This window comes from Ottowia sp., from assembly GCF_035444425.1.
In the GTDB taxonomy this organism is placed as follows: domain Bacteria; phylum Pseudomonadota; class Gammaproteobacteria; order Burkholderiales; family Burkholderiaceae_C; genus Ottowia.
This window is the reverse complement of the sequence record NZ_DAOMOQ010000024.1, coordinates 1-23,170: the sequence shown is the minus strand read 5'-3', so window position 1 is coordinate 23,170 and position 23,170 is coordinate 1. Positions and strand designations below refer to the sequence as shown.

Genomic DNA, 23,170 nt, shown 5'->3' with positions numbered 1-23,170 from the left:
CGGCGTCGGGCAATGCACGACCCAAACGCATTCGAGGAGCCCTGTCCCATGTCCGTTGCTGACACCGAACTGCTCAAGACCCCGCTGCACGATCTGCACGCCGAACTCGGCGCGCGCATGGTGCCCTTTGCCGGCTACAGCATGCCGGTGCAATACCCCGCCGGCCTGATTGCCGAGCACCGGCACGTGCGCGAGGCCGCCGGCCTGTTCGACGTCTCGCACATGGGTCAGATCAGGCTGGCCGGCCACGATGCCGCCGCCGCGCTGGAGACGCTGATGCCGGTCGACGTGCTGGGCCTGGGCGTCGACAGGCAGCGCTACGGGCTGCTGTTGACCGATGAGGGCACGATCATCGACGACCTGATGTTCGTCAACCGGGGCGACCATCTGTTCCTGATCGTCAATGGCGCCTGCAAGCAGGGCGACCTGGCCCACATGCAGGCGCGCATCGGCCGACGCTGCGAGATCGTGCACCTGGCGGACCGCGGCCTGCTGGCGCTGCAAGGTCCGAAGGCGGTCGATGCCTTGAAGCGGATCGTGCCGGGCGTCGAGCAACTGGTCTTCATGACCGGCGGGGCCTTCACTTGGAACGGTGCTGACCTGTACATCACCCGCAGCGGCTACACCGGCGAGGACGGCTTCGAGATCTCGGTGCCCGGCGCGCAGACCGAGGCGCTGGCGCGCGCGCTGCTGGCGCAGCCCGAAGTCAAGCCGATCGGTCTGGGCGCGCGCAACAGCCTGCGCCTGGAAGCCGGCCTGTGCCTTTACGGCAACGACATCGATACCAGCACGACGCCGGTCGAGGCGGGCCTGAACTGGGCCATCCAGAAGGTGCGCCGCACCGGCGGCGAGCGTGCCGGCGGCTTCCCGGGTGCCGACCAGGTGCTGCCCTTCATGCAGGACGCCGCCGGCAACCCGGCGGCGCAGAAAGTGAGCCGCAAGCGCGTGGCGCTCACGGCCAAGGAGCGCGTGCCGGTGCGCGAGCACATCGAACTGCAGGACGCCCAGGGCCAGAAAATCGGCGAGACCACCAGCGGCCTGCTTGGCCCCAGCATCGACCGCCCGATCGCCATGGGCTACGTCACGCCCGCGCATGCCGCCGTCGGCACGCCGGTGTTCGCACTGGTGCGCGGCAAGCAGGTGCCGATGGAAGTGGCGGCCACGCCCTTCGTGCCGACGCGCTACCACCGTGGTTGACCCCACGAGCCGACCCGAATTCCAACGCCTCCCATCCACCCAGCCCACTCTCAATGCCGGAGACGCCATGAGCATCAAGTACAGCGAAGACCACGAATGGATCCAGGTCGACGGCGACATCGCCACCGTCGGCATCACGCAGCACGCGCAGGACGCGCTCGGTGACGTGGTGTTCGTCGAACTGCCCGAGGTCGGCAAGAGCTACGCGCAGAAGGACACCGCCGGCGTGGTCGAGAGCGTGAAGGCCGCCGCCGACGTCTACATGCCGGTCAGCGGCGAGATCGTCGAGGTCAACCAGGCGCTGGTCGACGAGCCGAGCCTGGCCAACAGCGACCCGATGGGCGCCGGCTGGTTCTTCAAGGTCAGGCTGTCGCAGCCGGACGAAATGGCTGCGCTGATGGACGAGGCCGCCTACAAGGCCTTCACCGGCTGAGCGCAACCGCACCCTCAGAGCACTGAGTGAGGCGCATCGCCGGCGTCGGCCGGTGGTGCACCTTGCTCAAGGTTTTGTCCGGAGCACCCTGTCATGTCCCAAGCCCCTTCCCTTGCCAACCTGGAAAACGCAAGCGAGTTCGTTGCCCGCCACATCGGCATCACGCCGGCCGACGAGCAGCTAATGCTGTCGGTGATCGGCGAGCAATCGCGCCAGGCGCTGATCGATTCCATCGTGCCGCGCTCGATCGCGCGCGCCAGCGAGATGACGCTGCCGCCGGCCGTCACCGAAGCCGATGCGCTGGCTGAGCTCAAACGCATCGCGGGCAAGAACCACCACCAGATGAAGAGCTTCATCGGCCAGGGCTACTACGGCTGCCACCTGCCGGGCGTGATCCTGCGCAACGTGCTGGAGAACCCCGCCTGGTACACCGCCTACACGCCCTACCAGGCCGAGATCAGCCAGGGCCGCATGGAGGCGCTGATCAACTTCCAGACCATGGTGTGCGACCTGACCGGCATGGACATCGCCAACGCCTCGATGCTGGACGAGGCCACTGCCGCCGCCGAAGCCATGACGCTGGCGCGCCGCTCGGTCAAGGTCAAGGGCGACGTGATCGTGGTCAGCGGCGACGCGCACCCGCAGACCATCGAGGTGATGCAGACCCGCGCCGCGCCGCTGGGCCTGGTTGTGAAGCTGGCCAACTCGGCTGAGGAATGGGATGCGGCGATTGCCGCCGACGACTACTTCGCTGCCCTGATCCAGTACCCGTGCTCGAGCGGCTGGCTGGCGGATTGGAGCGGCGAGGCCGAGAAGATCCACGCCAAAGGCGCCGCCGTCATCATGGCCAGCGACCTGCTGGCGCTGACGCTGCTGAAAAGCCCCGGCGAGATGGGCGCCGACATCGTGGTCGGCAGCACGCAGCGCTTCGGCATGCCGATGGGCGCCGGTGGCCCGCACGCGGCCTTCATGGCCTGCAAGGACGAGTTCAAGCGGTCGCTGCCTGGCCGCCTGGTGGGCGTCAGCGTCGACGTGCACGGCAAGCCCGCCTACCGGCTGGCGCTGCAGACGCGCGAGCAGCACATCCGGCGCGAGAAAGCCACCAGCAACATCTGCACTGCGCAGGTGCTGCCGGCCGTGATCGCCAGCATGTATGCCGTGTACCACGGCCCCGAGGGGCTGAAGCGCATCGCCGAGCGCGTCACGCGGCTGACCAGTATCTTCACTGCTGGCATGCGGCAGCTCGGCTTCAGCGCCATGCACCACGACTCGGGCTTCGATACCGTCAGCTTCAAGACCGACGCCGCCACGGATACGATCGCCGCCCGCGCGGTCGCGATGGGCGCCAACCTGCGCAAGGCCTGGGACGCCTACCTGTGCGTGTCGCTGGATGAGACCAGCACCCGCGCCGACGTCGAGCTGCTGTGGAAGATCTTCGGCGACGGCAGGCCGCTGCCGGACTTCGCGGCGCTGGAGCAATCCGCGCCGGCGCTGATCCCGGCCGCGCTGCGCCGCACATCAACGTTCATGACGCACCCGGTGTTCAACACGCACCACAGTGAGACCGCCATGCTGCGCTACATCCGCCAGCTGTCCGACAAGGACCTGGCGCTGGACCGCGGCATGATCCCGCTCGGCAGCTGCACCATGAAGCTGAACGCAACCAGCGAGATGATCCCCATCACCTGGCCCGAGTTCGCCAACCTGCACCCGTTCGCGCCCGCCGACCAGCTGGCCGGCTACGCCGAGCTGGATCGGCAGCTGCGCGCCTGGCTGTCGGCCATCACCGGCTACGCCGACGTCAGCCTGCAGCCCAACGCCGGCAGCCAGGGCGAGTACGCCGGCCTGCTCGCCATCAAGGCCTGGCAGGACGCACGCGGCCAGGGCCAGCGCGACGTCTGCCTGATCCCCAGCAGCGCGCACGGCACCAACCCGGCCAGCGCCATGATGGTCGGCCTGAAGGTGGTGGTGGTCAAATGCGACGAACAGGGCAACGTCGACGTCGCCGACCTGAAGGCCAGGTGCGCGCAGCATGCCGAGCAGCTGGCCTGCATCATGATCACCTACCCCAGCACGCACGGCGTGTTCGAGCCGCAGGTGAAGGAAGTTTGCGAGATCGTGCACCAGCACGGCGGCCGCGTGTACCTGGACGGCGCCAACCTGAACGCCATGGTCGGCGTGGCGGCGCCGGGCGAGTTCGGCGGCGACGTCAGCCACCTGAACCTGCACAAGACCTTCTGCATCCCGCACGGCGGTGGCGGCCCCGGTGTCGGCCCGGTGTGCGTGGTGGAAGACCTGATGCCCTACCTGCCGGGCCACCAGACGGCCGGCGACGTGCGCAAGATCGGCGCCATCAGCGCCGCGCCCTACGGCAACGCCAGCGTGCTGCCGATCAGCTGGATGTACATCCGCATGATGGGCGCCAAGGGCCTGACGCACGCCACCGAGGCGGCAATCCTGAGTGCCAACTACATCAGCAAGCGCCTGGCCGAGCACTACCCGACGCTGTACGCCTCGGCCAACGGCCACGTCGCGCACGAGTGCATCCTGGATCTGCGCGAGCTGAAGGACACGAGCGGCGTGATGGCCGAGGACGTGGCCAAGCGCCTGGCCGACTACGGCTTCCACGCGCCCACGCTGAGCTTCCCCGTCGCCAACACGCTGATGGTGGAGCCGACCGAGAGCGAGCCGCTGGCCGAGATCGATCGCTTCATCGACGCCATGATTGCGATCCGCGAGGAGATCCGCTGCATCGAGAGCGGCGAGTGGCCGCAGGACGACAACCCGCTGAAGAACGCGCCGCACACCGCCGACGCCTTGCTGGCCGCTGAGTGGAGCCATCCGTATCCGCGCGAGGTCGGCGGCGCCCTGGCCGGCCGCCTGCCCGGCACGGTGAAGTACTGGCCGCCGGTCGGCCGCGTCGACAACGTCTACGGGGACCGCAACCTGTTCTGCTCCTGCGTGCCGTTGGAGGACCTGGCTTGAGCGCTGCGGAGGTGCGGGTGCAGCGCGTCGACTACCGCGCCCCCGCCGACCGCGCGGCGCTGTTCGCGCTGCTCGACGCCTACGCTCAGGATCCGATGGGTGGCGGCGAATCGCTGGCCGATGAGGTCAAGGCGCGCCTGTGCGACGACTTGGCGCGGCTGCCCTCGGCCGCTAGCTTCATCGCCTGGATCGGCGACGAGGCCGTCGGCCTGGTCAACAGCTTCGAGGGCTACTCCACCTTCAAGGCGCGCCCGCTGCTCAACGTGCACGACATCGTGGTGCTGCCGGCGCAGCGCGGGCGCGGCATCGGCCAGGCGCTGCTGGGCGCCTGCGAGGCGCATGCGCGCGAACGCGGCTGCTGCAAGCTGACGCTGGAGGTGCTGTCGGGCAACCGGCGCGCGCTGCGCAGCTACGAAGGCTTCGGGTTCGCGCCCTACATGCTCGACCCGGCCGAGGGCAGCGCGCTGCTGATGCAGAAGTGGCTGTGAGCGTGCCGCCGGCGGGCTGATTGCCCAGGTCGTGGTGTCGTTGGGCTGGTGGCTGTGGGGGCGCATCAGGCGACGCCGCCCGGCATCCGCGCGGCGCCGGCAGCCGGCGAAGCCACAGGGCCGGTCACCGCTTCTCGACTTCCAGGCGGAAGAACTTCGGGTAGTGGGTCTGAACGACCGGCCCGTTGAAATCCCAGGTCACGCACTTGCCCAGGTGCGGCGGCGGGTGCTCGGGGTCGGCCGGCACGATGCTCTGCACCATGGTCTGGAACGCCACTGTCGCCATGTTGAACAGCAGCTCGCGCAGGTGCGCGCAGCCCTGGATGCCACCCAGGTGCTGCTCGATTGCCTTGCGCCAGCTGCGGTTGAGCCGGCTGGCGACCATGCGCTGCATCGGCGCCGCCGCCTGGGGGCAGGGACCGTGCGGCACGTGGTCCATGGCGACCTCGATGGCGTGCACCATGGTGTCGTCGTCAATCGTCAGCCGGATCGACATGCCGTGGATCGGCTCGCCCGCGGCCCAGACGCGGCCGCCCTGCATCGTGATGTCCAGGGTCTTGGTGTCGCGCAGCTCGGCCTCGATGTCCCACAGGCCGTCGGCGCGGCGAAAGCCCCGGTAGGCGACGTCGCGGTGGTGCAGGGCAGTGCGGGCGGCGGGTTCTGAAAGTGGCACGGGCGTTCCTGTGAAGCAGTGGATGAAGGCAGGCCCCCGATTGTCCGCGCACGGCGCGGCCCGCGTGGCCGGCACGCTAACATCGCCCCAGCTTCACCACGCCTTGATCCCATGCCACGCCAAGCCACCGCACCAGCCCGTCCGTCTGCATTGCCGCTGTATCCCGGCGGCATCACCCAGGTGCGCGGCATCGAGGTCGGCCAGCACACCGACCCGCGCCGTCCCACCGGCTGCTCGGTGGTGCTGGCGCGCATGGGCGCGGTGGGCGGCGTCGACGTGCGCGGCGCCGCCCCCGGCACGCGCGAGACCGATCTGCTCGATCCGGCCAATGCGGTCGGCGTGGTGCACGCGGTGCTGCTGTCCGGCGGCAGCGCCTGGGGGCTGGATGCCGCCGGCGGCGTGATGCGCTGGCTGGAGGAGGAGGGCGTCGGCCTCTACCTCGGCAGCGCGCCGGGCCAGCTGGTGCCGATCGTGCCGGCGGCGGTGCTGTTCGACCTGCATGTCGGCGACGCGCGCATCCGCCCTGACGCCGACGCCGGCTACGCGGCCTGTGCCGCGGCTTCCGAGGCGATGCCAGCCCAGGGCAGCGTCGGCGCCGGTGCCGGGGCCAGCGTCGGCAAGCTGTTCGGCATGCCCTACGCCATGAAGGGCGGCATCGGCACGGCGTCGGTCACGGTGGGCGGTGTCACGGTCGGTGCGCTGATCGCCGTCAACGCACTCGGCGACGTGGTCGATCCGGCCACTGGCGAGCCGATCGCCGGCGCGCGCAGCGAGGACGGCCTCAGCCTGCGCGGCAGCGTGGCCGCCACGCTGGCGGGCGAGCCGCCGCTGGCACTGCTGGCTGGCGGTAACACCACCATTGGCATCGTTGCCACCGATGCGCCGCTGACCAAGGCACAGTGCCAGCGCCTGGCCGGCGCCGGGCACGACGGACTGGCGCGCGCGATCCGGCCGGTGCACACCATGAGCGATGGTGACACCTTGTTCGCGCTATCGACCGGCATGTCGGTCGCACTCGACTTCAACGTGCTCTGCACCATGGCTGGCGAGGCGGTGGCGCGCGCCTGTGCCAATGCGGTGCGCGCGGCGCGGGCCTTCAGCACCGACGGCCTGAGCCTGCCGGCGGTGGCCGACCTGGCGGCTGCCGCGGCCGCGCCGCCGGCGGCCAAGACCACCCGGCGCCGGAAGACCCCATGATCGATTCGGTGCGCCGCACGCTGAAGCTGATCGTGCTGTCGATCCGCGACATGCTGGTGTCGGCCGGCCCGGTGGCGCTGATCGCCGTCGGCGTGCTGGTGGCCGCGTACTGGTGGCTGGATCCGCAGCCGCCCAGGACCGTGAGCCTGGCCACCGGCCCGGCCGGCAGCGCCTACGCCGAGTTCGGCCGGCGCTATGCCCAGGCACTGGCGCGCAGCGGCATCGAGGTGCAGCAGCAAGCCTCCGATGGCTCGCTGGCCAACCTGCAGGCGCTGCGCGAGGGCCGGGCCGACGTCGCCTTCGTGCGCGGCGGCAGCGCCGATCCGGTGGCCGATGGCGAGGCCGGCATCACCTCGCTCGGCGCGCTGTTCTACGAGCCGATCTGGGTGTTCTACCGCCAGGACATGCTGCCGGCCCCGGCGGCGGACACGGCCAGGCGGGCCGCATCGTCCAAAGGTGCGCGCGCAGCCGTTGAGCCCACGCCGCCAGTTCCGCTTGTCACACTGCCGCAGCTCAAGGGTCTGCGCGTCAACATCGACCAGCCCGGCAGCGGCGTGCCCGAGATGCTGCAGCGCCTGCTGCAAGCGAATGCGCTGGATGGGGACACGCTGGTGCTGAGCCAGCTGGCGCCGCCGGCCGCCGCCGAGGCGCTGCAAGCCGGCCTGATCGACGCCATGGTGCTCGTGACGGCGCCCGAATCGCCGGTGGTGGGGCAGTTGCTGCGCGCGCCCGGCATCGCGCTGATGGACGTGGCCCAGGCCGGCGCCTACGTGCGGCGCTTTCCGTTCCTGCAGGCCATCACGCTGCCGCGCGGCGTGGTCGACCTGGCGGCCGACATCCCGCCGCAGGACGTCGACCTGCTGTCGACCACCACCTCGCTGCTGACGCGCGAGGACACGCACCCGGCGCTGCGCCAGTTGTTCGCGCAGGCGGCGCAGGGCCTGCACAGCGAGGCCGGCTGGTTCAACCGCGCGCGCGACTTCCCCAACACGCGGACCAGCGAACTGCCGGTCAGCCCCGAGGGCGACCGCGCCATCAACGGCACGCCGCCGTTCTGGCAGCGTTACCTGCCGTTCTGGGCCAGCAACCTGCTGGAGCGCATGTGGCTGGTCATCGGCGGTTTGATCGTGCTGCTGCTGCCGCTGTCGCGCGTGGTGCCGCCGCTCTACACCTTCCGCGTGCGCCGGCGCGTGTTCCGCTGGTATGCGCGGCTGCGCGAGATCGAGGCCAAGGTGGACGAGGGCCGGGGCGAGCGCAACGCGTTGCTGGACGAACTCGACGAGCTGGATCGCCTGGCCAACCAGACCACCGTGCCGCTGGCGCACGCGGAGGAGTTGTACGCGCTACGCAACAACATCCACGCGGTGCGCAAGCGGCTGCTGGCCAAGCGGGCGGCGTGAGGCGTTCTCCAGGGCGACCGTTCGCGGCTCTCGCTGCTCCCCCGGGGCGTAGGCGCGGTGCTAGCCGCGATCCGGCGCGCTCTCAATAGCGGTCGAACACCGCCTGCAGGCCGGCGGCCTCCTGCGTGAGCGTCAGCGCCAGCGCCGCCAGCAGGCGCGCGCGCGGCGGGTTCTGGTCGTCGGCCACCACGCTGCCGCAGGCGTCGTCGTCGAAGCTGGCGTTGCGGATCACTGGCCCGGCGCCGACGCGCGAGCAGCGCACGATGTGGGTGCCGCGCGCGCAGAGTTCCCTGAACACGGGTTTCAGGTATTCGGGTACGGTGCCGCCGCCGAAACCCGCGTGCACGATGGCGCGCGCGCCGACGGCCACCCAGGCGTCGTAGCTCTCCCGCCGCATGTTGCCGTGGCTGCTGACGACGCCGACCAGGGGCAGGGCGTCGATGGCGCCGATGTCGAACTCGCTCTGCATGGTGTGCGGCCGCGTGAGGGCGCGGTACCAGCGCGGCGCGCCTTCCACCACCAGGCCGAGCGCACCGTGCGGCGAGGCGAAGGCGTCGAGCCGCATGCTGTGCACCTTGGCGACATCGCGTGCGCTGTGGATCTGCTCGTTCATCACCACCAGCACGCCGCGCCCGCTCGATGACGGGTGCGCCGCCACCGCCACCGCGTGCAGCAGGTTGGCCGGCCCGTCGGCGGCCAGCGCGGTGCCGGGGCGCATCGAGCCTGTCAGGACGATGGGTTTGCCGCTCCTCACGGTCAGGTGCAGGAAGTAGGCCGACTCCTCCATGGTGTCGGTGCCGTGCGCTACGACCACGCCGTCGACGTCATCGCGTGCGCACAGTTCGGCCACGCGGCGCGCCAGTTGCAGCAGCCGCGTGTCGGTGAAGTCGGCCGAGTCGATCTGGAACAGCTGCTCGGCCTGCAGCCGTGCCAGTGCCGCCAGACCGGGCACGCCAGCCAGCAGGTCCGAGGTCGACACCACCGCCGACTGGTAGGCGGCCGAGGCGCCGGCGTCCGACGGCCTGCCGGCGCCGGCAATGGTGCCGCCGGTGCCGACCAGGGCGATGCGTGGCTGGGAGGAATTCGTCGGAGTCGCCATGCGCGGCATTGTCGGTCAAGCCCCGGTGCCGCCGCCGTGCCCCGCCGGCGTGTCATGAAGCCGCCACACGCGTGCAGTGCAATCGTCACATGCACCCCGGCGCCCGCTGCACCGCGCGATGACCCCCGGCATCGGCTACCTGATCGCGGCACAGTTCGTGTCGGGGCTGGCCGACAACGCGCTGCTCATCATCGCCATCGCGCGGCTGAGCGAGCTGGGCCAGAGCGCCTGGCTGGCGCCGCTGCTGAAGGCGGTGTTCACGCTGGCCTACGTGCTGCTGGCGCCGGTGGTGGGCGCGCTGGCCGACCGCTGGCCGAAGGCGTGGGTGATGCTGGGGGCGAACGGAGTCAAGGGCTTGGGTTGCGCGCTGATGGCGCTGGCGCTGGATCCGCTGCTGGCCTTCGCGCTGGCAGGCGTCGGGGCGGCGGTGTATTCGCCGGCCAAGTACGGGCTGGTGACCGAGCTGTCGCCACCGGCACAGCTGGTGCAGGCCAATGGCTGGCTGGAGGTGACCACGGTGGGCGCGATCATCCTGGGCACGGCGCTGGGTGGCGTGCTGGTGGGACCGCTGCTGCAACTGGACGCCGCGCGGCAGTTGGGCCGGCAGTTGCCGGTCGATACCGCGCTCGGCGCGGCGATCCTGGTGGTGCTGGTGCTGTACGTGCTGGCCGGCGCGCTGAACCTGCTGATCCCGGCCAGCGGGGTGCGCGCGCACGCGATCCAGCCCAGCCTGCGCGCGCTGCTGCTGCGCTTCGGCCAGGCGCAGCGCACGCTGTGGCAGGACACCCTGGGCGGCGTGTCGCTGGGCGTGACCACGCTGTTCTGGGGCGCCGGTGCCACGCTGCAGTTTGTGGTGCTGGCCTGGGCACAGCAGAACCTGGGGTTCTCGCTGTCGGGCGCGGCCTACCTGCAGGGACTGGTGGCGGTCGGCATCGGCATCGGGGCGCTGATGGCGGGGCGCTGGGTGGCCCTGCAGCAGGCGCCGCAGGTGCTGCCGCTGGGCGTGCTGATGGGCCTGGCCGTGCCGCTCCTGACCCTGGTGCACGGCGTCGGCGTGGCCGCGCCCCTGCTGGCCACGGTGGGTGCGCTGGCGGGCTTCTTCGTGGTGCCGATGAACGCGCTGCTGCAGCACCGCGGCCAGCAGCTGCTGGGTACCGGCGAATCGATCGCGGTGCAGAACTTCAACGAGAACCTGTGCGTGCTGCTGATGCTCGGCGCCTATGCCGCGCTGCAGGCGGCGGGCTGGCCACTGGTGGCGCTGGTGTTCACGCTGGGCGGCTTCACCGCCGTCGGTGTGGCGCTGGTGATGCGGCGATACCGCAGGTCGCCACAAAATCTTGTGCTATTGAAAGAGAAGCAACCATGAGGATCATGATCGTCACCGACGCCTGGGAGCCGCAGGTCAATGGCGTCGTGCGCACGCTGAAGATGACCACGCGCCACCTGCAGGAAATGGGCCACGATACGCACATCCTGTCGCCGCTCGACTTCAGATCCATGCCGTGCCCGACCTATCCCGAGATCTCGCTGGCGCTGGCCACGCGCACCGCGGTGGCGCGGCACATCGACCGGGTGGCGCCCGACTGCCTGCACATCGCCACCGAGGGGCCGCTGGGCTGGGCCGCGCGCGCGGTGGCGATCCAGCGCGGCTGGCCGTTCACCACGGCGTACCACAGCCGCTTCCCCGAGTACGTGCACGCGCGCGTGCGGGTGCCGCTGGGCTGGAGCTACGCGCTGCTGCGCAAGTTCCACAACGCCGGTCGCGCCACGCTGGCGCCGACGCCGGCCATCGTCGACGACCTGCGGGGGCGCGGCTTTGTGGAGGCGCGGCTGTGGTCGCGCGGCGTCAACCTGGAGGCGTTCTCGCCCGCGGGGCCGAAGCTGGAGCGCATGCGCTCGCCGGTGTTCCTCTACGTCGGCCGGCTGGCAGTGGAAAAGCAAGTGCACAAGTTCCTTGAGCTCGAACTGCCGGGCGAGAAGTGGGTGGCCGGCACCGGCCCCGCGGAAAGCAGGCTGAAGTCGCAGTACCCCGAGGCGCGCTGGTTCGGCGTGCTGAGCGGCGAGGATCTGGCCACGGTCTACCGCAGCGCCGACGTGATGGTGTTCCCCAGCGTGACCGACACCTTTGGCCTGGTGATGGTCGAATCGATGGCCTGCGGCACGCCGGTGGCGGCCTACCCGGTGCCGGGACCGATCGATGTGGTGGGGCGTGATTCGCCCGGCGGTGTCATCGACACGGACCTGCGCGCCGCCTGCCTGGCGGCGCTGGACAAGCCGCGCGAGGGCGTGCGCCCGCACGCCGAGCAGTTCAACTGGCCGACGGCGACGCGGCAGTTCGAGCAGGCGCTGGTGCGCATCCCGCGTGCCAGCGGCGTGACGGAAGGCGGCGTACCGCGCGAGTCACTGCAAAATTCGTAGCGAGACGGTCTGCCTGGCGTTCAGTTGGCGACCACTTTGCGCAGCCAGTCGGGCAGCGGCGCCGACTTCTGCTTCGGGAAATCCACCCACACCGTGGTGGCGCCGCCGCTGGCATAGACCACGCCAGGCTGGTCGGTGCGCTCCATCGTGCACCAGCTGTCGAACGAGGTTCGGCCGGCGTTGCTGACATAGGTCCTGATCAGGACCTCGCCCGGGTACTCGAACTGGCGGATAAAGTTGCAGAAGGCGTTGACGATCACCACGCCCTCGCCCTGCGCGTCGGGCTGGCAGCCGATGCTGTGCAGCCAGTCGATGCGCGCGGTTTCCATGTAGCGGAAGTAGACCGTGTTGTTGATGTGGCCCATGGCGTCCATGTCGCCCCAGCGGATCGGGATGGTCATCTCGTAGACCAGCTTCTTCTGTTCGGGGATGTCGATGCGCATGGAGGTCCTCGTGTCGTGTGTCGGGGGCGCTGTGCTCAGCGGTGCGCCCGGATGGACGCAAGGATACCGGCGGTGAACAGCAGCGCCGCCAGCCATTGCGCCAGCGTGGGCCAGCGGCCGTCCCACAGGAAGGAGTAGAGCAGGGCGAACAGTGTCTCGCTGACGATCAGCTGCCCGCACAGGCTGGCCGGCAGGCGCCGGCTGGCCAGGTTCCACAGGATGGTGGCGAGCCAGCTCGAGCCGAAGCCGATCGCCACCGCGACCAGCGCGAACAGCGGCCAGCCCGGCTGCGCCATGAGGCGCGGCAGCGGCGTGCCCAGCGTCAGCGCCAGCAGCAGGCCGCCCACGCCAGTGGCCACGCCGAGCCAGTTGGCCCAGTCGGTGGCGCCGACCTCGGGGTGGCGGTGCAGCCAGGCAGCGTTGAGCAGGGTGAAGGCGGTCCAGCAGGCCATCGCGACCAGCGCCAGACCGATACCGCGCCAGTAGGTGCCGGTGGCCGTGATCGCGGCCCCGCCGGCCGGCGTCGACGCGGTGGCCGACAGCGCCGCGTTCGACATCAGCACCAGCCCCAGTGCGGTCAGCGCCAGGCCGGGCAGCAGCGCCCGCCAGCGCAGGCCATGCGGCTTGCCCAGCAGCATCACCCAGATCGGGATGGTGCCGACGATCAGCGCCGGCATCTCGGTGCCGGCGTCGCGGATGGCCAGCACCAGGATCCAGTAGTAGCCGGTGAAGCCGAGCACGCTCAGCCACAGCGAGCCCCAGGCCTGCGCCAGCGTCGGCCGGCGCGCGCGCCGCAGCGACACCGCCAGCACCGCCACCGAGACCAGCCCGTAGACCACGAAGCGCCCGGCCGTCAGGTCGATGCTGGCAAAGCCGCCGACCATGCGCGGCGCCACGAACACCAGGCCCCACAGCGCGCCGGCGGCGAGGCCGGCCAGGATGCCGGTCAGCATGGATCGGTATTCGTCAACGCTGTCAGTTGAGTTCGCGGACGAGAGCGGCGACGGTGAAGCTCAACACCAGCGCCCGCTGCCGACAGCCGGCGGTCAGATGCCGCACGGAAACCAAAGGCCGCGGAGCAGGCCATGCGAGCGAACGCCGTCACCGGACCTGCGCCGGCGACTGGCGTTGTCCCCCCTCCCGCAGGAGAGGGGGGAAGGCGCCGCAGGCGACTCAGGGGGGTGTCTCACATCACAAGGCAAAGCCGTCGTCGGCCGCGATCACCGCCCCGTTGACGAAATGGCTCTGGTCGCTGGCCAGCATCATCAGCACCACGTCCAGATCCTTCGGCGCGCCGATGCGCTTGCGCGGCATCATGTTGACGAGCTTCTGGCCCTGTTCGGTCTGCCAGTGGTGGTGGTTGATCTCGGTGTCGATGTAGCCCGGGCAGATGGCGTTGACGTTGATGCCGAAGCGGCCCCACTCCAGCGCCATGGCCTTGGTCATATGGATCACCGCCGCCTTGCTCATGCAGTAGACGCCGATCTGCGGCAGCACCTTCAGTCCGGCCATGCTGGCGATGTTGATGATGCGCCCGCCGGTGAAGCTGCCCGGCGCCGCGCCCTTGGCGCGCGCGATCATGCGCTTGCCCACCTCCTGCGCAACGAAGAAGGCGCCGCGCACGTTGGTGTCGAACATGAAGTCGTAGTCCTCTTCGCCCACGTCCTGGATGCGCTGGGTGGTCGAGACGCCCGAGTTGTTGACCAGGATGTCGATCGAGCCCATCTCGGTCTCGGCGTGCGCCACCGCGGACTTGATCGACTGCAGGTCGGTGACGTCGCACTCGACCACGTGGGCGTCGCCACCGTCGCCCTCGATGCGTGCGCGCAGGTCCTTGAGCTTCTCCAGCCGGCGGCTGGCCAGCACCACGCCGGCGCCGGCCGCGGCCAGGGTGCGGGCGAACTGTGCGCCCAGGCCGCCGGAGGCGCCGGTGACGAAGGCCACGCGGCCGGACAAATCGATGCTGTAGCTCATGCTGGTTTCCTCTGGAATGGGCTGGTTGGCCAATGGGCCTGGATCATGCGCGATGCGTGCATAGAATCAGTCACGTAGCCGACAGGCCGCCGGCCGCCGTGGCCGGGACAATGCCCCCGATTATTTCAAACGCGACGAGAGGTAGCCCATGACCCCCGAGGAAATCATCCAGCAGTACGGCCCGCGAGAAGCCATGGAGTACGACGTGGTGATCGTCGGCGCCGGGCCGGCCGGCCTGTCGGCGGCGATCCGCCTCAAGCAGCTGGCCGCCGAGAAGGGCCAGGACGTGTCGGTGGTGGTGCTCGAAAAGGGCTCCGAGCCGGGCGCGCACATCCTCTCGGGCGCCGTGATGGACCCCAAGGCGCTGACCGAGCTGATCCCCGACTGGAAGGCCAAGGGCGCGCCCCTGAACCAGCCCGTCACCGATGACGCCTACGTGTTCCTGAGCGAGACCGGCGGCGTGCGTGTCCCGGGGCTGTTCCTGCCGCCGTTCGCGCAGAACCACGGCAACTACATCGTCAGCCTCGGCAACGTGGTGCGCTGGCTGGCCGAGCAGGCCGAAGAGCTGGGCGTGGAGATCTTCCCCGGCTTCGCGGCCGCCGAAGTGCTCTACAACGAGGACGGCAGCGTCAAGGGCGTGGCCACCGGCAACATGGGCATCGGCAAGAACGGCGAACCGACCGAGAACTTCCAGCTCGGCATGGAACTGCACGGCAAGTACACCATCTTTGCTGAGGGCTCGCGCGGCCACCTGGGCAAGCAGCTCATCGCGCGCTTCAAGCTGGATGCGAACAGCGACCCGCAGAGCTACGCCATCGGCGTCAAGGAGCTGTGGGAGATCGACCCCAGCCGCCACACACCCGGCTTCGTCATGCACACGGCCGGCTGGCCGATGGACGAGCACACCTACGGCGGCGCCTTCCTCTACCACGCCGAGAACAACATCGTGCACTGCGGTTTCGTGATCGGGCTCAACTACAAGAACCCCTTCATGAGCCCGTTCGAGGAGTTCCAGCGCTGGAAGACGCATCCGCGCATCAAGTGGTACTTCACCGACGACAACGGCAACGTCAACGCCAAGCGCCTGTCCTACGGCGCGCGCGCCATCACCGCCGGCGGCGTGCTGGCGCTGCCCCGGACCATCTTCCCGGGCGGCGCGCTGGTCGGCTGCGACGCCGGCTACCTGAACGTCGGCCGCATCAAGGGCAGCCACGCCGCGCTCAAGACCGGCATGCTGGCCGCCGAGGCCGCCTACGAGGCGGTGGTGGCGGGGCGCCAGCACGATGAACTGGCCGCCTACCCGGAGGCCTTCGAGCGCAGCTGGCTGGCGTCCGAGCTGAACAAGGACCGCAACTTCAAGAACTGGTTCAAGCGCGGCCTGTCGGTCGGCACCGTGATGAACGGCTTCGAGCAGTACGTGCTGCGCGGCCACATGCCGTGGACGCTGCACCGCCAGCAGCCCGATCACGTGCAGCTGAAGCCCGCGTCCGAATGCCAGCCGATCGCCTACCCCAAACCGGATGGCAAGCTGACCTTCGACCGACTGTCGAGCGTGTTCATCAGCAACACCAGCCACGAAGAGGACCAGCCGGCGCACCTGACGCTGAAGGACGCCAGCGTGCCGGTCGACATCAACCTGGCCAAGTTTGCTGGACCGGAGAGCCGCTACTGTCCGGCCGGCGTGTACGAGTTCGTGCCCGACGAGGCCAAGGGCGGCAACGCCCAGCGCCTGCAGATCAACGCCGCCAACTGCGTGCACTGCAAGACCTGCGACATCAAGGACCCGACGCAGAACATCGTCTGGGTCACGCCGGAGGGCGGCGGCGGGCCGAACTATTCCGGCATGTGAGGCGGCGATGGGCCGGCGCATGCGCGCGGGCACCGTCGCATCGATCCCGATCGGTCCGGGGCTCGCGCGGCGCCAGTGGCTGCGTGACGCATGACGCGCAGCCGCCGGCAGACCGGGGGAAAACATGCAGTCCCCTGCGCCAGGTGGGGGCGTACACTCGACCGGATGCGGCTGGGATGACGGTGGTCCGGAATCCAGCCAACCATGAAACCCTCAAGACAACGGGAGATCGCAATGAAGAAGCTGCCTTGGATGACCCTGGGCGCCCTGGCGCTGGCCATGGCCGCCATCGCACCGGCGAGCGCGCAAGACAAATCGGTCGCGGTGACGGCGATCGTCGAGCACCCGGCGCTGGACGCCGTGCGCGATGGCGTGCAGGCGGCGCTGAAGGAGGCCGGCTACGAGGCCGGCAAGAACCTCAAGTGGCAGTACCAGAGCGCGCAGGGCAACACCGGTACGGCGGCGCAGATCGCGCGCAAGTTCGTCGGTGACAAGCCGGATGCGATCGTCGCCATCGCCACGCCGTCGGCCCAGGCCGTGGTGGCTGCGACCAAGAACGTGCCGGTGGTGTTCTCCGCCGTGACCGATCCGGTGGCGGCCAAGCTGGTGGCCAACTGGGATGCCTCGGGTACCAACGTCACCGGCGTGTCCGACCTGTTGGCGCTGGACAAGCAGATCGACCTGATCAAGCGCGTGGTGCCGGGCGCCAAGCGCGTGGGCATGGTCTACAACCCGGGCGAGGCCAACTCGGTGGTGGTGGTGAACCAGCTCAAGGAGTTGCTGCCCAAGCACGGCATGAGCCTGGTCGAGGCCTCGGCGCCGCGCTCGGTCGACGTCGGCAGCGCGGCGCGCAGCCTGATCGGCAAGGCCGACGTCATCTACACCAACACCGACAACAACGTGGTGTCGGCCTACGAGGCGCTGGTGAAGGTCGGCCAGGAAGCCAAGCTGCCGCTGGTGGCCTCGGACACCGACAGCGTCAAGCGCGGCGGCATTGCCGCGCTGGGCATCAACTACCGCGACCTGGGCGAGCAGACCGGCCGCATGGTGGTGCGCATCCTGAAGGGCGAGAAGCCCGGCGACATCAAGCCCGAGACCAGCACCAAGCTGGAGCTGTTCGTCAACCCCGGCGCGGCCGAGAAGCAGGGCGTCAAGCTCTCCGACGAACTGGTGAAGTCGGCAGCCCAGGTGATCAAGTAACGCGCGGCGGCTTGGACGAGCCGCAGTTTCGCACCTGCCGGAGCCATGAGGTCATGGCTCCGGCCTTTTTGTCGGGCCTGAGTCGCCTGTGAAAAAATACCCTGCTTCCGCCCGGACCACCATGCGCTCTTGCGCGCGCCGGTCGACCCGCGCCGCCACCCGGGCTGCAGTCGAGGCCGGCGTTCCGGTCGGACGCGCTCTGACAGCCCGGTCCGGGCGCGCTTCATTCGTTCACGGCCTTTGAGACCATGTCCCTGTTTTCGCTGCTTGGCGCCGTCGAGATCGGCCTGATCTTCGCCCTGGTCTCGCTCGGCGTCTTCATCTCGTTTCGCCTGCTGCGCTTTCCCGACCTGACGGTGGACGGCAGCTTCCCGCTCGGCGGCGCGGTGTGCGCGGTGATGATCAGCAAGGGCTTTGATCCCTACACGGCCACCATCGCCGGCACGCTGGCCGGCGCCGTTGCCGGCCTGATCACCGGCTGGCTGAACGTGCGGCTGAAGATCATGGACCTGCTGGCGTCGATCCTGATGATGATCGCGCTGTTCTCGGTCAACCTGCGCATCATGGGCGGGCCTAACATCCCGCTCATCAACGACCCCACGGTCTTCAACCAACTGCAGCCGGCCGGCATGGACGACTTCTGGTGGCGCCCGGCGCTGCTGCTGCTGATCGTGGTCGGCTGCAAGTTCATCACCGACTGGTTCTTCTCCACCGAGCGTGGCCTGGCGATCCGCGCCACCGGTTCCAACACGCGCATGGCGCGCGCGCAGGGTATCAACACCGGCGCCATGGTGCTGCTGGGCATGGCGTTCTCCAACGCGCTGGTGGGCCTGGCCGGCGCCCTGTTCGCGCAGACCCAAGGCGGCGCCGACATCTCCATGGGCATCGGCACCATCGTGATCGGCCTGGCGGCGGTGATCGTGGGCGAGAGCATCATCTTCTCGCGCCGCATCGTGCTGGCCACGCTAGGGGCCATCGTGGGCGCGATCGTCTACCGCTTCTTCATCGCCATGGCGCTGAACAGCGACTTCATCGGCCTGAAGGCGCAGGACCTCAACCTGGTGACGGCGGTGCTGGTGACGATCGCGCTGATCATTCCGCAGCTCAAGCGCAAGACGGCCGAAGCGCCGCGCAGCCTGTGAACGGAGGGCACGCCATGCTGAGCGCGCAGGACCTGCACATCACCTTCAACCCCGGCACGCCGATCGAGACGCGCGCACTGTGCGGCATGTCGCTGGACATCCCGGCCGGGCAGTTCGTCACCGTGATCGGCTCCAACGGCGCCGGCAAGTCGACTTTCCTGAACGCGATCTCGGGCAACCTGAGCGTCGACTCGGGCCGCATCCTGATCGACGACCTGGACGTCACGCGCGAGCCGGTATGGGCACGCGCGCAGCGCGTGGCGCGCGTGTTCCAGGACCCGATGGCGGGCACCTGCGAGGACCTGACGATCGAGGAGAACATGGCGCTGGCGCAGCAGCGCGGCACGCGCCGCGGCCTGCGCGGCGCGGTCAAGAGCGCCGAGCGCGCCATGTTCCGCGAGCGCCTGGCGACGCTGGGCCTGGGGCTGGAAAACCGCCTGACCGACCGCATCGGCCTGCTTTCGGGCGGCCAGCGCCAGGCCGTCAGCCTGCTGATGGCGTCGCTGCAGCCCTCGCGCATCCTGCTGCTGGACGAGCACACCGCTGCGCTCGATCCGCGCACCGCCGACTTCGTGCTGCGCCTGACCTGCCGCATCGTCGAGGAAAACCAGCTCACCACCATGATGGTCACGCACAGCATGCGGCAGGCGCTGGACGTGGGCACCAGGACCGTGATGCTGCACCAGGGCCAGGTGGTGCTGGACGTCGAGGGCGAGGAGCGCGCGCGCATGGATGTGCCCGACCTGCTGCGCATGTTCGCCAAGGTGCGCGGCGAGGAACTGGCGGACGACGCTTTGCTGCTGGGCTGAGGCGCGCCAACGCCCGGTACGGCGGTGATGATGCGCCGCGCCCGTGGCGCCCGTGGCGCCTGTGGCGTGATGAGGCCCTGAGCGGCCTGCCGTTGCGGCAGGTCCGCACCGGTGCCAGGTAGCTTAGAGCGAGCCTGCGGGCTGCGGCCGCGGCGCGCCGGACCACCGCTGACCGGTCTTCGAGTAACGACCGAGGCCCAGTCCTTCCGTCGAGATGTCGGGCCTGCGGCCCAGCGCCAGGTCGGCCACTAGCTTGCCCGAGCCCGCCGCCATGGTCCAGCCCAGGGTGCCGTGGCCGGTGTTGAGCAGCAGGTTGGCGTAGGGCGTGGCGCCGACGATCGGCGTGCTGTCGGGTGTCATCGGGCGCAGGCCGGTCCAGAACTCGGCCGCGGCCAGGTCGCCGCCGCCGTCGAACAGGCCGCGCGTGACCAGCTCCAGCGTGGCGCGGCGGCGCGGGTTCAGGCGCAGATCGAACCCGCCCAGCTCGGCCATGCCGCCGACGCGGATGCGCTGGTCGAAGCGCGTGATCGCCACCTTGTAGGTCTCGTCCATCACGGTCGAGCGCGGCGCGCGCGCCTCGTCGCGCAGCGGCACCGTGAGTGAATAGCCCTTGACCGGGTAGACCGGCAACTCCAGGTCCAGCGCGCCGAGCAGGGCGCGCGAGTAGCTGCCCAGCGCCAGCACGTAGCGGTCGGCGGTCAGCAGTTCGCCCGCTTCGCCGTCCTGGTCGGCCAGGCGCACGCCGCTGATCTGCTGCTTGTGCCGTTGCAGTTCGGCGATCTCGGTGTCGAAGCGGAACTTGACACCGAACTGGCGTGCCAGTTCGGCCAGCCGGGTGGTGAACTGCTGGCAATCGCCGGTCTCATCGCCCGGCAGGTGCAGGCCACCGACGAGGCCAGGCGCATGTGCGAGCGCGGGCTCGATCCCGGCCAGCGCATCCGCCTCGGTCAGCAGCTGGTAGGGCACGCCGCATTCGTCCAGCACCGCGGTGTCGCGCCGGGCGGCCGCCAGCTGCGCCGCGGTGCGGAACACCTGCAGCGTGCCGAGCGTGCGCTGCTCGTATTCGATGCCAGTGTCCTGGCGCAGCGAGCGCAGGCAGTCGCGGCTGTACTCGGCCAGGCGCGTCATGCGCTCCTTGTTGACGGCGTAGCGCGTCGAGGTGCAGTTGCGCAGCATGGCGGCCATCCAGCGCAGCTGGAACAGCGTGCCGTCAGGGCGGATTGCCAGCGGCGCGTGGCGCTGCAGCAGCCACTTCATCGCCTTGAGCGGAATCCCCGGCGCAGCCCAGGGCGTGGAGTAGCCGGGCGAGACCTGGCCGGCGTTGGCAAAGCTGGTTTCCAGCGCCACGTCGGACTGGCGCTCCAGCACCGTCACGTCGGCGCCTGCGCGCGCCAGGTAGTAGGCGGTGCTGACACCGATCACACCAGCACCAAGAACGATCACTTTCATGGGAGGCTCCCGCAAGCATGGCAATGACGGTCAGTTTAGGGGCTTGTGAAGGTCAGTAATCACTGAAAAACCTGCGATCAGACTTAATAGCAGTAATAATTCACCTTATTTAGTTTGAATAAAAGTGAAATGTACTCCCTGGATCGGATCGACCGCAAAATCCTCCACGAACTGCAACGCGACGGCCGCATCTCGATGACCGAACTGGCCGAGCGGGTCAGCCTGTCCACCTCGCCCTGCACCGAGCGCGTGCGGCGCATGGAGCGTGCCGGCGTCATCCAGGGCTACCACGCCCGCGTCAACCCCGAGGCGCTGGGGCGCGGCCTGCTGGTGTTCGTGGAGCTGACGCTGTCGTCCAAGTCGGCTGACGTGTTCGAGAAGATGCGGCGCGAACTGCAGCACGAGCCGCGCGTGCTCGAATGCCACCTGATTTCGGGTCCGTTCGACTACCTGGTCAAGGCGCGCCTGTCCGCCATGCGCGAATACCGCGACCTGCTCGGCCAGATCCTGAGCAAGGTGCCGGTTCCAGCGCAGAGCAACAGCTACGTGGTGATGGAAGAAATCAAGGAGACGCTGCTGCTGCCGGTGGATCCGGTGGCCGGGAACTAGGCGCCGCTGGCGTCGATTCCATTCAGCAAAGGCGCTGGCAGGCGTACCTGCCAGCGCAGGGGCTGCTGTCGCCATATTGTTTCCAAGCAGGAAATTATTCATTCACTCCCAGGTGGTTTTTTCAATGCTCTCCGAACCCCAGAATTCAAGGCATCGGACGCGCTGCAAGCCAGCCGCCGACCCCGGGAGCGGCCGCAACGCCGAATGTTCGAGTTCATTCACCCATCTTTTTTTGGAGTTTCACCATGACCAAGTTCACCGCCACCATCGCTTCCGCCGCGGCCCTGCTGCTGGCCGGCAACGTCTTCGCCCAGGCGCCGGCCGCCGGCGAGGGTCCGCTGTTCCTGGGCGAGGTGTCGACCGTCGCCAGCAGCAACGTGCGTACGCCGGTGTCGATCCAGCAGGTCGCATCGGGCGAGCAGTCGGGCGTCGTCGCCGTCGCCAGCGACTCGGCCGTCAGCCGCGCCGAAGTGCGCCAGGCCACGCTCAAGGCCTTCGCCAATGGCGAGCGCCCGAGCATCGGCGAGCGCAGCTGATCCAAGGCGGCACCAGCCGCCGCCTGTCAGGCGAGGAACGGCCAGCACACGCTGGCCGTTCGCGTTCTTGAGGCTTCTGCCCAAGCTTCGCTGGGCGCGTTCGCAGGAATGGCCGCTGTCTCCGCGCGGCTGGCAGGGGGAATGCATCGGTCCTAGACTTCCTTAGGCAACCCGCTACGGCAGTAGCGATACGAGGAATCTTCTTCAGGAGCCTGACGCCATGCACCTCACCCCGACACCGAACTCGATCCGTCCCTTCACCCATCGGCTTGCCGCACCGCTGGTCGCGGCCGTGTTCGCCTTCGGCATGGCTGCAGGGGCAGTGGCGCAGGACAAGCCGGCGACGCCCACCGCATCGGCTGGCCTGACATCGCTGATCACGGCCACGCCCGAGGAGGGCTTCGCGCTGGCGGTCAAGCTTTCGCAAAAGGGTGTGGGCACGGTGCAGAAGGACGTCGATGTCCGCAAGGCGCTGCGTCCGGTCTACTCGCATGACCCGGATAGCCTGATCGCCGTATCGCATGTCATCGCGACGCACTTCCAGACGGTTGCTGCAGCGAACAACTACTGGCGCAAGTAGACGGCGCAAGACGAAACCGACCCGCACGCCGCGAGCAGCAGGACGGCACGGTGCGACCTCGGGTTTGCGACCGCGCCGCGCAGGCCAGCAGATGAGTTTTTCGGAGTGGACGCCGGAATGCCCGCCTTGGTGCGGGCTTTTTTTGATGGTTGGTGCGGAACTGTGCAAGGCGCGGGCCAAGTCCGCCGATGGTTGTCGGCATCAGGCACCGGTACGCGTCATCTTGCGCAGGCTTTCGCCGCTGTTCAGGTAGTAGTCACCCTGCGGGCTGATCACCACGGCGCGAACCGCCGCCGGGTCGGAGTAGTAGCGCCAGCCATGCGCCTGGTCGCCAGGTCCCGCCTGGTTGAACACGGGCCGCATGGCCGTGCCGGTGTGCAACGCGGGAGAGGGTTGCAGCGCCGGGGTGGTGCGCGACACCGGGGCCGTGTACATCTGTGTGCTGCTTGGCCGCGAACTGCGTTCACGGTCATGGTCCTTGTCGTGATCGCGCTCGCTGGCCATCACGGCGGTGCTGGCGACGAGCAGGACGACGGAAGCGAAGAGTGCGGTCGATTTCATGATGGGCCTCCAGTGGTTGCCACGGCCGACGTCGGCTGTGTGAGTGCAGTCTGCGCCGCAGTCATGAAGTGACGCTTACTCATAAGTCAGTAATATAGGCGACACTTGGATGCTTGAAGAACGAGCGA

22 protein-coding genes are annotated in these 23,170 nt (G+C 69.1%); 15 read left to right on the top strand and 7 right to left on the bottom strand.

Going from position 1 to position 23,170, the window contains the following annotated elements:
- Window positions 1-48: 48 nt before the first annotated feature.
- The 4 genes from gcvT to PK606_RS10565 all read left to right on the top strand — a co-directional run bounded on the left by gcvT (window position 49) and on the right by PK606_RS10565 (window position 5,103).
- On the top strand, window positions 49-1,197 hold the full coding sequence (gene gcvT, locus PK606_RS10580) for a glycine cleavage system aminomethyltransferase GcvT (protein ID WP_324563650.1): 1,149 nt from the start codon (window positions 49-51) through the stop codon (window positions 1,195-1,197).
- A gap of 67 nt (window positions 1,198-1,264) precedes the next feature.
- Window positions 1,265-1,630, top strand: coding sequence for a glycine cleavage system protein GcvH (gcvH, locus tag PK606_RS10575; RefSeq protein WP_324563648.1), 366 nt, complete (start codon window positions 1,265-1,267; stop codon window positions 1,628-1,630).
- 93 nt (window positions 1,631-1,723) lie between these two features.
- On the top strand, window positions 1,724-4,615 hold the full coding sequence (gcvP, locus tag PK606_RS10570; protein WP_324563646.1) for an aminomethyl-transferring glycine dehydrogenase: 2,892 nt from the start codon (window positions 1,724-1,726) through the stop codon (window positions 4,613-4,615).
- Window positions 4,612-5,103 carry a GNAT family N-acetyltransferase gene (locus PK606_RS10565; protein WP_324563643.1) on the top strand — a complete coding sequence of 164 codons (492 nt, stop codon included), beginning with the start codon at window positions 4,612-4,614 and terminating at the stop codon, window positions 5,101-5,103. The genes gcvP and PK606_RS10565 overlap by 4 nt, the downstream gene beginning before the upstream one ends.
- Before the next feature lie 124 nt (window positions 5,104-5,227).
- Here the strand turns inward: PK606_RS10565 and PK606_RS10560 are convergent, their stop codons facing one another.
- A complete protein-coding gene (locus tag PK606_RS10560; protein WP_324563640.1) occupies window positions 5,228-5,776 on the bottom strand; it encodes a DUF2889 domain-containing protein in 549 nt (182 codons plus the stop codon).
- A 111-nt stretch (window positions 5,777-5,887) separates the two neighbouring features.
- Between PK606_RS10560 and PK606_RS10555 the strand changes: the two genes are divergently transcribed.
- Together PK606_RS10555 and PK606_RS10550 are read left to right on the top strand one after the other, a co-directional pair.
- Entirely contained in the window at window positions 5,888-6,973 is a 1,086-nt protein-coding gene (locus tag PK606_RS10555) for a P1 family peptidase (RefSeq protein ID WP_324563636.1), read from the top strand.
- Window positions 6,970-8,373 carry a TAXI family TRAP transporter solute-binding subunit gene (locus tag PK606_RS10550; protein ID WP_324563634.1) on the top strand — a complete coding sequence of 468 codons (1,404 nt, stop codon included), beginning with the start codon at window positions 6,970-6,972 and terminating at the stop codon, window positions 8,371-8,373. Before PK606_RS10555 ends, PK606_RS10550 begins: the two co-directional genes overlap by 4 nt.
- Window positions 8,374-8,455: 82 nt before the next feature.
- On the opposite strand, the gene PK606_RS10545 is transcribed toward PK606_RS10550, so the two are convergent.
- The gene (locus PK606_RS10545) at window positions 8,456-9,472 is read right to left on the bottom strand and encodes an asparaginase (protein ID WP_324563632.1); all 1,017 of its coding nucleotides are present in this window, start codon (window positions 9,470-9,472) and stop codon (window positions 8,456-8,458) included.
- A gap of 118 nt (window positions 9,473-9,590) precedes the next feature.
- Between PK606_RS10545 and lplT the strand changes: the two genes are divergently transcribed.
- Complete coding sequence (lplT, locus tag PK606_RS10540) at window positions 9,591-10,838, top strand: lysophospholipid transporter LplT (RefSeq protein WP_324563630.1); 1,248 nt, start codon at window positions 9,591-9,593, stop codon at window positions 10,836-10,838.
- Entirely contained in the window at window positions 10,835-11,890 is a 1,056-nt protein-coding gene (locus tag PK606_RS10535; RefSeq protein WP_324563629.1) for a glycosyltransferase family 4 protein, read from the top strand. Before lplT ends, PK606_RS10535 begins: the two co-directional genes overlap by 4 nt.
- Window positions 11,891-11,910: 20 nt before the next feature.
- On the opposite strand, the gene PK606_RS10530 is transcribed toward PK606_RS10535, so the two are convergent.
- From PK606_RS10530 to PK606_RS10520, 3 genes are all read right to left on the bottom strand, one after another.
- Window positions 11,911-12,333: an acyl-CoA thioesterase gene (locus PK606_RS10530; RefSeq protein WP_324563627.1), complete on the bottom strand. Its 423-nt coding sequence runs from the start codon at window positions 12,331-12,333 to the stop codon at window positions 11,911-11,913.
- Window positions 12,334-12,368: 35 nt separating this feature from the next.
- Window positions 12,369-13,286 carry a DMT family transporter gene (locus PK606_RS10525; RefSeq protein ID WP_324563625.1) on the bottom strand — a complete coding sequence of 306 codons (918 nt, stop codon included), beginning with the start codon at window positions 13,284-13,286 and terminating at the stop codon, window positions 12,369-12,371.
- Between the two features lie 238 nt (window positions 13,287-13,524).
- Entirely contained in the window at window positions 13,525-14,307 is a 783-nt protein-coding gene (locus tag PK606_RS10520; RefSeq protein ID WP_324563623.1) for an SDR family oxidoreductase, read from the bottom strand.
- A 148-nt stretch (window positions 14,308-14,455) separates the two neighbouring features.
- On the opposite strand from PK606_RS10520, the gene PK606_RS10515 reads away from it, so the two are divergent.
- The 4 genes from PK606_RS10515 (at window position 14,456) to PK606_RS10500 (ending at window position 19,307) form a co-directional block, all read left to right on the top strand.
- Window positions 14,456-16,156: an electron transfer flavoprotein-ubiquinone oxidoreductase gene (locus PK606_RS10515; RefSeq protein ID WP_324563621.1), complete on the top strand. Its 1,701-nt coding sequence runs from the start codon at window positions 14,456-14,458 to the stop codon at window positions 16,154-16,156.
- A gap of 234 nt (window positions 16,157-16,390) precedes the next feature.
- Window positions 16,391-17,356, top strand: a complete 966-nt coding sequence (locus PK606_RS10510; protein WP_324563618.1) for an ABC transporter substrate-binding protein — start codon at window positions 16,391-16,393, stop codon at window positions 17,354-17,356.
- A 248-nt stretch (window positions 17,357-17,604) separates the two neighbouring features.
- Entirely contained in the window at window positions 17,605-18,498 is an 894-nt protein-coding gene (locus tag PK606_RS10505; RefSeq protein WP_324563616.1) for an ABC transporter permease, read from the top strand.
- A gap of 14 nt (window positions 18,499-18,512) precedes the next feature.
- A complete protein-coding gene (locus PK606_RS10500) occupies window positions 18,513-19,307 on the top strand; it encodes an ABC transporter ATP-binding protein (RefSeq protein WP_324563614.1) in 795 nt (264 codons plus the stop codon).
- A 123-nt stretch (window positions 19,308-19,430) separates the two neighbouring features.
- Here PK606_RS10500 and PK606_RS10495 read toward each other — a convergent pair whose 3' ends face one another.
- Window positions 19,431-20,756: a D-amino acid dehydrogenase gene (locus PK606_RS10495; protein ID WP_324563612.1), complete on the bottom strand. Its 1,326-nt coding sequence runs from the start codon at window positions 20,754-20,756 to the stop codon at window positions 19,431-19,433.
- 129 nt (window positions 20,757-20,885) lie between these two features.
- Here PK606_RS10495 and PK606_RS10490 point away from each other — a divergent pair, with 129 nt between their 5' ends.
- The 3 genes from PK606_RS10490 to PK606_RS10480 all read left to right on the top strand — a co-directional run bounded on the left by PK606_RS10490 (window position 20,886) and on the right by PK606_RS10480 (window position 22,481).
- Window positions 20,886-21,365, top strand: coding sequence for a winged helix-turn-helix transcriptional regulator (locus PK606_RS10490; protein ID WP_324563610.1), 480 nt, complete (start codon window positions 20,886-20,888; stop codon window positions 21,363-21,365).
- Window positions 21,366-21,610: 245 nt separating this feature from the next.
- On the top strand, window positions 21,611-21,901 hold the full coding sequence (locus PK606_RS10485; RefSeq protein WP_324563607.1) for a hypothetical protein: 291 nt from the start codon (window positions 21,611-21,613) through the stop codon (window positions 21,899-21,901).
- A gap of 220 nt (window positions 21,902-22,121) precedes the next feature.
- Window positions 22,122-22,481, top strand: a complete 360-nt coding sequence (locus tag PK606_RS10480; RefSeq protein WP_324563604.1) for a hexameric tyrosine-coordinated heme protein — start codon at window positions 22,122-22,124, stop codon at window positions 22,479-22,481.
- A 201-nt stretch (window positions 22,482-22,682) separates the two neighbouring features.
- On the opposite strand, the gene PK606_RS10475 is transcribed toward PK606_RS10480, so the two are convergent.
- On the bottom strand, window positions 22,683-23,042 hold the full coding sequence (locus PK606_RS10475; RefSeq protein WP_324563602.1) for a hypothetical protein: 360 nt from the start codon (window positions 23,040-23,042) through the stop codon (window positions 22,683-22,685).
- Window positions 23,043-23,170: the final 128 nt, after the last annotated feature.

What these genes read in the sequence shown, in the direction of transcription:
- PK606_RS10520 (WP_324563623.1), bottom strand. Translation starts at nt 14,307, where the DNA reads ATGAGCTACAGCATCGATTTGTCCGGCCGCGTGGCCTTCGTCACCGGC.
- PK606_RS10485 (WP_324563607.1), top strand. Translation starts at nt 21,611, where the DNA reads ATGACCAAGTTCACCGCCACCATCGCTTCCGCCGCGGCCCTGCTGCTG.
- PK606_RS10505 (WP_324563616.1), top strand. Translation starts at nt 17,605, where the DNA reads ATGTCCCTGTTTTCGCTGCTTGGCGCCGTCGAGATCGGCCTGATCTTC.
- PK606_RS10555 (WP_324563636.1), top strand. Translation starts at nt 5,888, where the DNA reads ATGCCACGCCAAGCCACCGCACCAGCCCGTCCGTCTGCATTGCCGCTG.
- PK606_RS10475 (WP_324563602.1), bottom strand. Translation starts at nt 23,042, where the DNA reads ATGAAATCGACCGCACTCTTCGCTTCCGTCGTCCTGCTCGTCGCCAGC.
- gcvP (WP_324563646.1), top strand. Translation starts at nt 1,724, where the DNA reads ATGTCCCAAGCCCCTTCCCTTGCCAACCTGGAAAACGCAAGCGAGTTC.
- PK606_RS10510 (WP_324563618.1), top strand. Translation starts at nt 16,391, where the DNA reads ATGAAGAAGCTGCCTTGGATGACCCTGGGCGCCCTGGCGCTGGCCATG.
- PK606_RS10550 (WP_324563634.1), top strand. Translation starts at nt 6,970, where the DNA reads ATGATCGATTCGGTGCGCCGCACGCTGAAGCTGATCGTGCTGTCGATC.
- PK606_RS10495 (WP_324563612.1), bottom strand. Translation starts at nt 20,756, where the DNA reads ATGAAAGTGATCGTTCTTGGTGCTGGTGTGATCGGTGTCAGCACCGCC.
- gcvH (WP_324563648.1), top strand. Translation starts at nt 1,265, where the DNA reads ATGAGCATCAAGTACAGCGAAGACCACGAATGGATCCAGGTCGACGGC.
- PK606_RS10500 (WP_324563614.1), top strand. Translation starts at nt 18,513, where the DNA reads ATGCTGAGCGCGCAGGACCTGCACATCACCTTCAACCCCGGCACGCCG.
- PK606_RS10525 (WP_324563625.1), bottom strand. Translation starts at nt 13,286, where the DNA reads ATGCTGACCGGCATCCTGGCCGGCCTCGCCGCCGGCGCGCTGTGGGGC.
- PK606_RS10545 (WP_324563632.1), bottom strand. Translation starts at nt 9,472, where the DNA reads ATGGCGACTCCGACGAATTCCTCCCAGCCACGCATCGCCCTGGTCGGC.
- gcvT (WP_324563650.1), top strand. Translation starts at nt 49, where the DNA reads ATGTCCGTTGCTGACACCGAACTGCTCAAGACCCCGCTGCACGATCTG.
- PK606_RS10530 (WP_324563627.1), bottom strand. Translation starts at nt 12,333, where the DNA reads ATGCGCATCGACATCCCCGAACAGAAGAAGCTGGTCTACGAGATGACC.
- PK606_RS10535 (WP_324563629.1), top strand. Translation starts at nt 10,835, where the DNA reads ATGAGGATCATGATCGTCACCGACGCCTGGGAGCCGCAGGTCAATGGC.
- PK606_RS10515 (WP_324563621.1), top strand. Translation starts at nt 14,456, where the DNA reads ATGACCCCCGAGGAAATCATCCAGCAGTACGGCCCGCGAGAAGCCATG.
- PK606_RS10480 (WP_324563604.1), top strand. Translation starts at nt 22,122, where the DNA reads ATGCACCTCACCCCGACACCGAACTCGATCCGTCCCTTCACCCATCGG.
- PK606_RS10490 (WP_324563610.1), top strand. Translation starts at nt 20,886, where the DNA reads ATGTACTCCCTGGATCGGATCGACCGCAAAATCCTCCACGAACTGCAA.
- lplT (WP_324563630.1), top strand. Translation starts at nt 9,591, where the DNA reads ATGACCCCCGGCATCGGCTACCTGATCGCGGCACAGTTCGTGTCGGGG.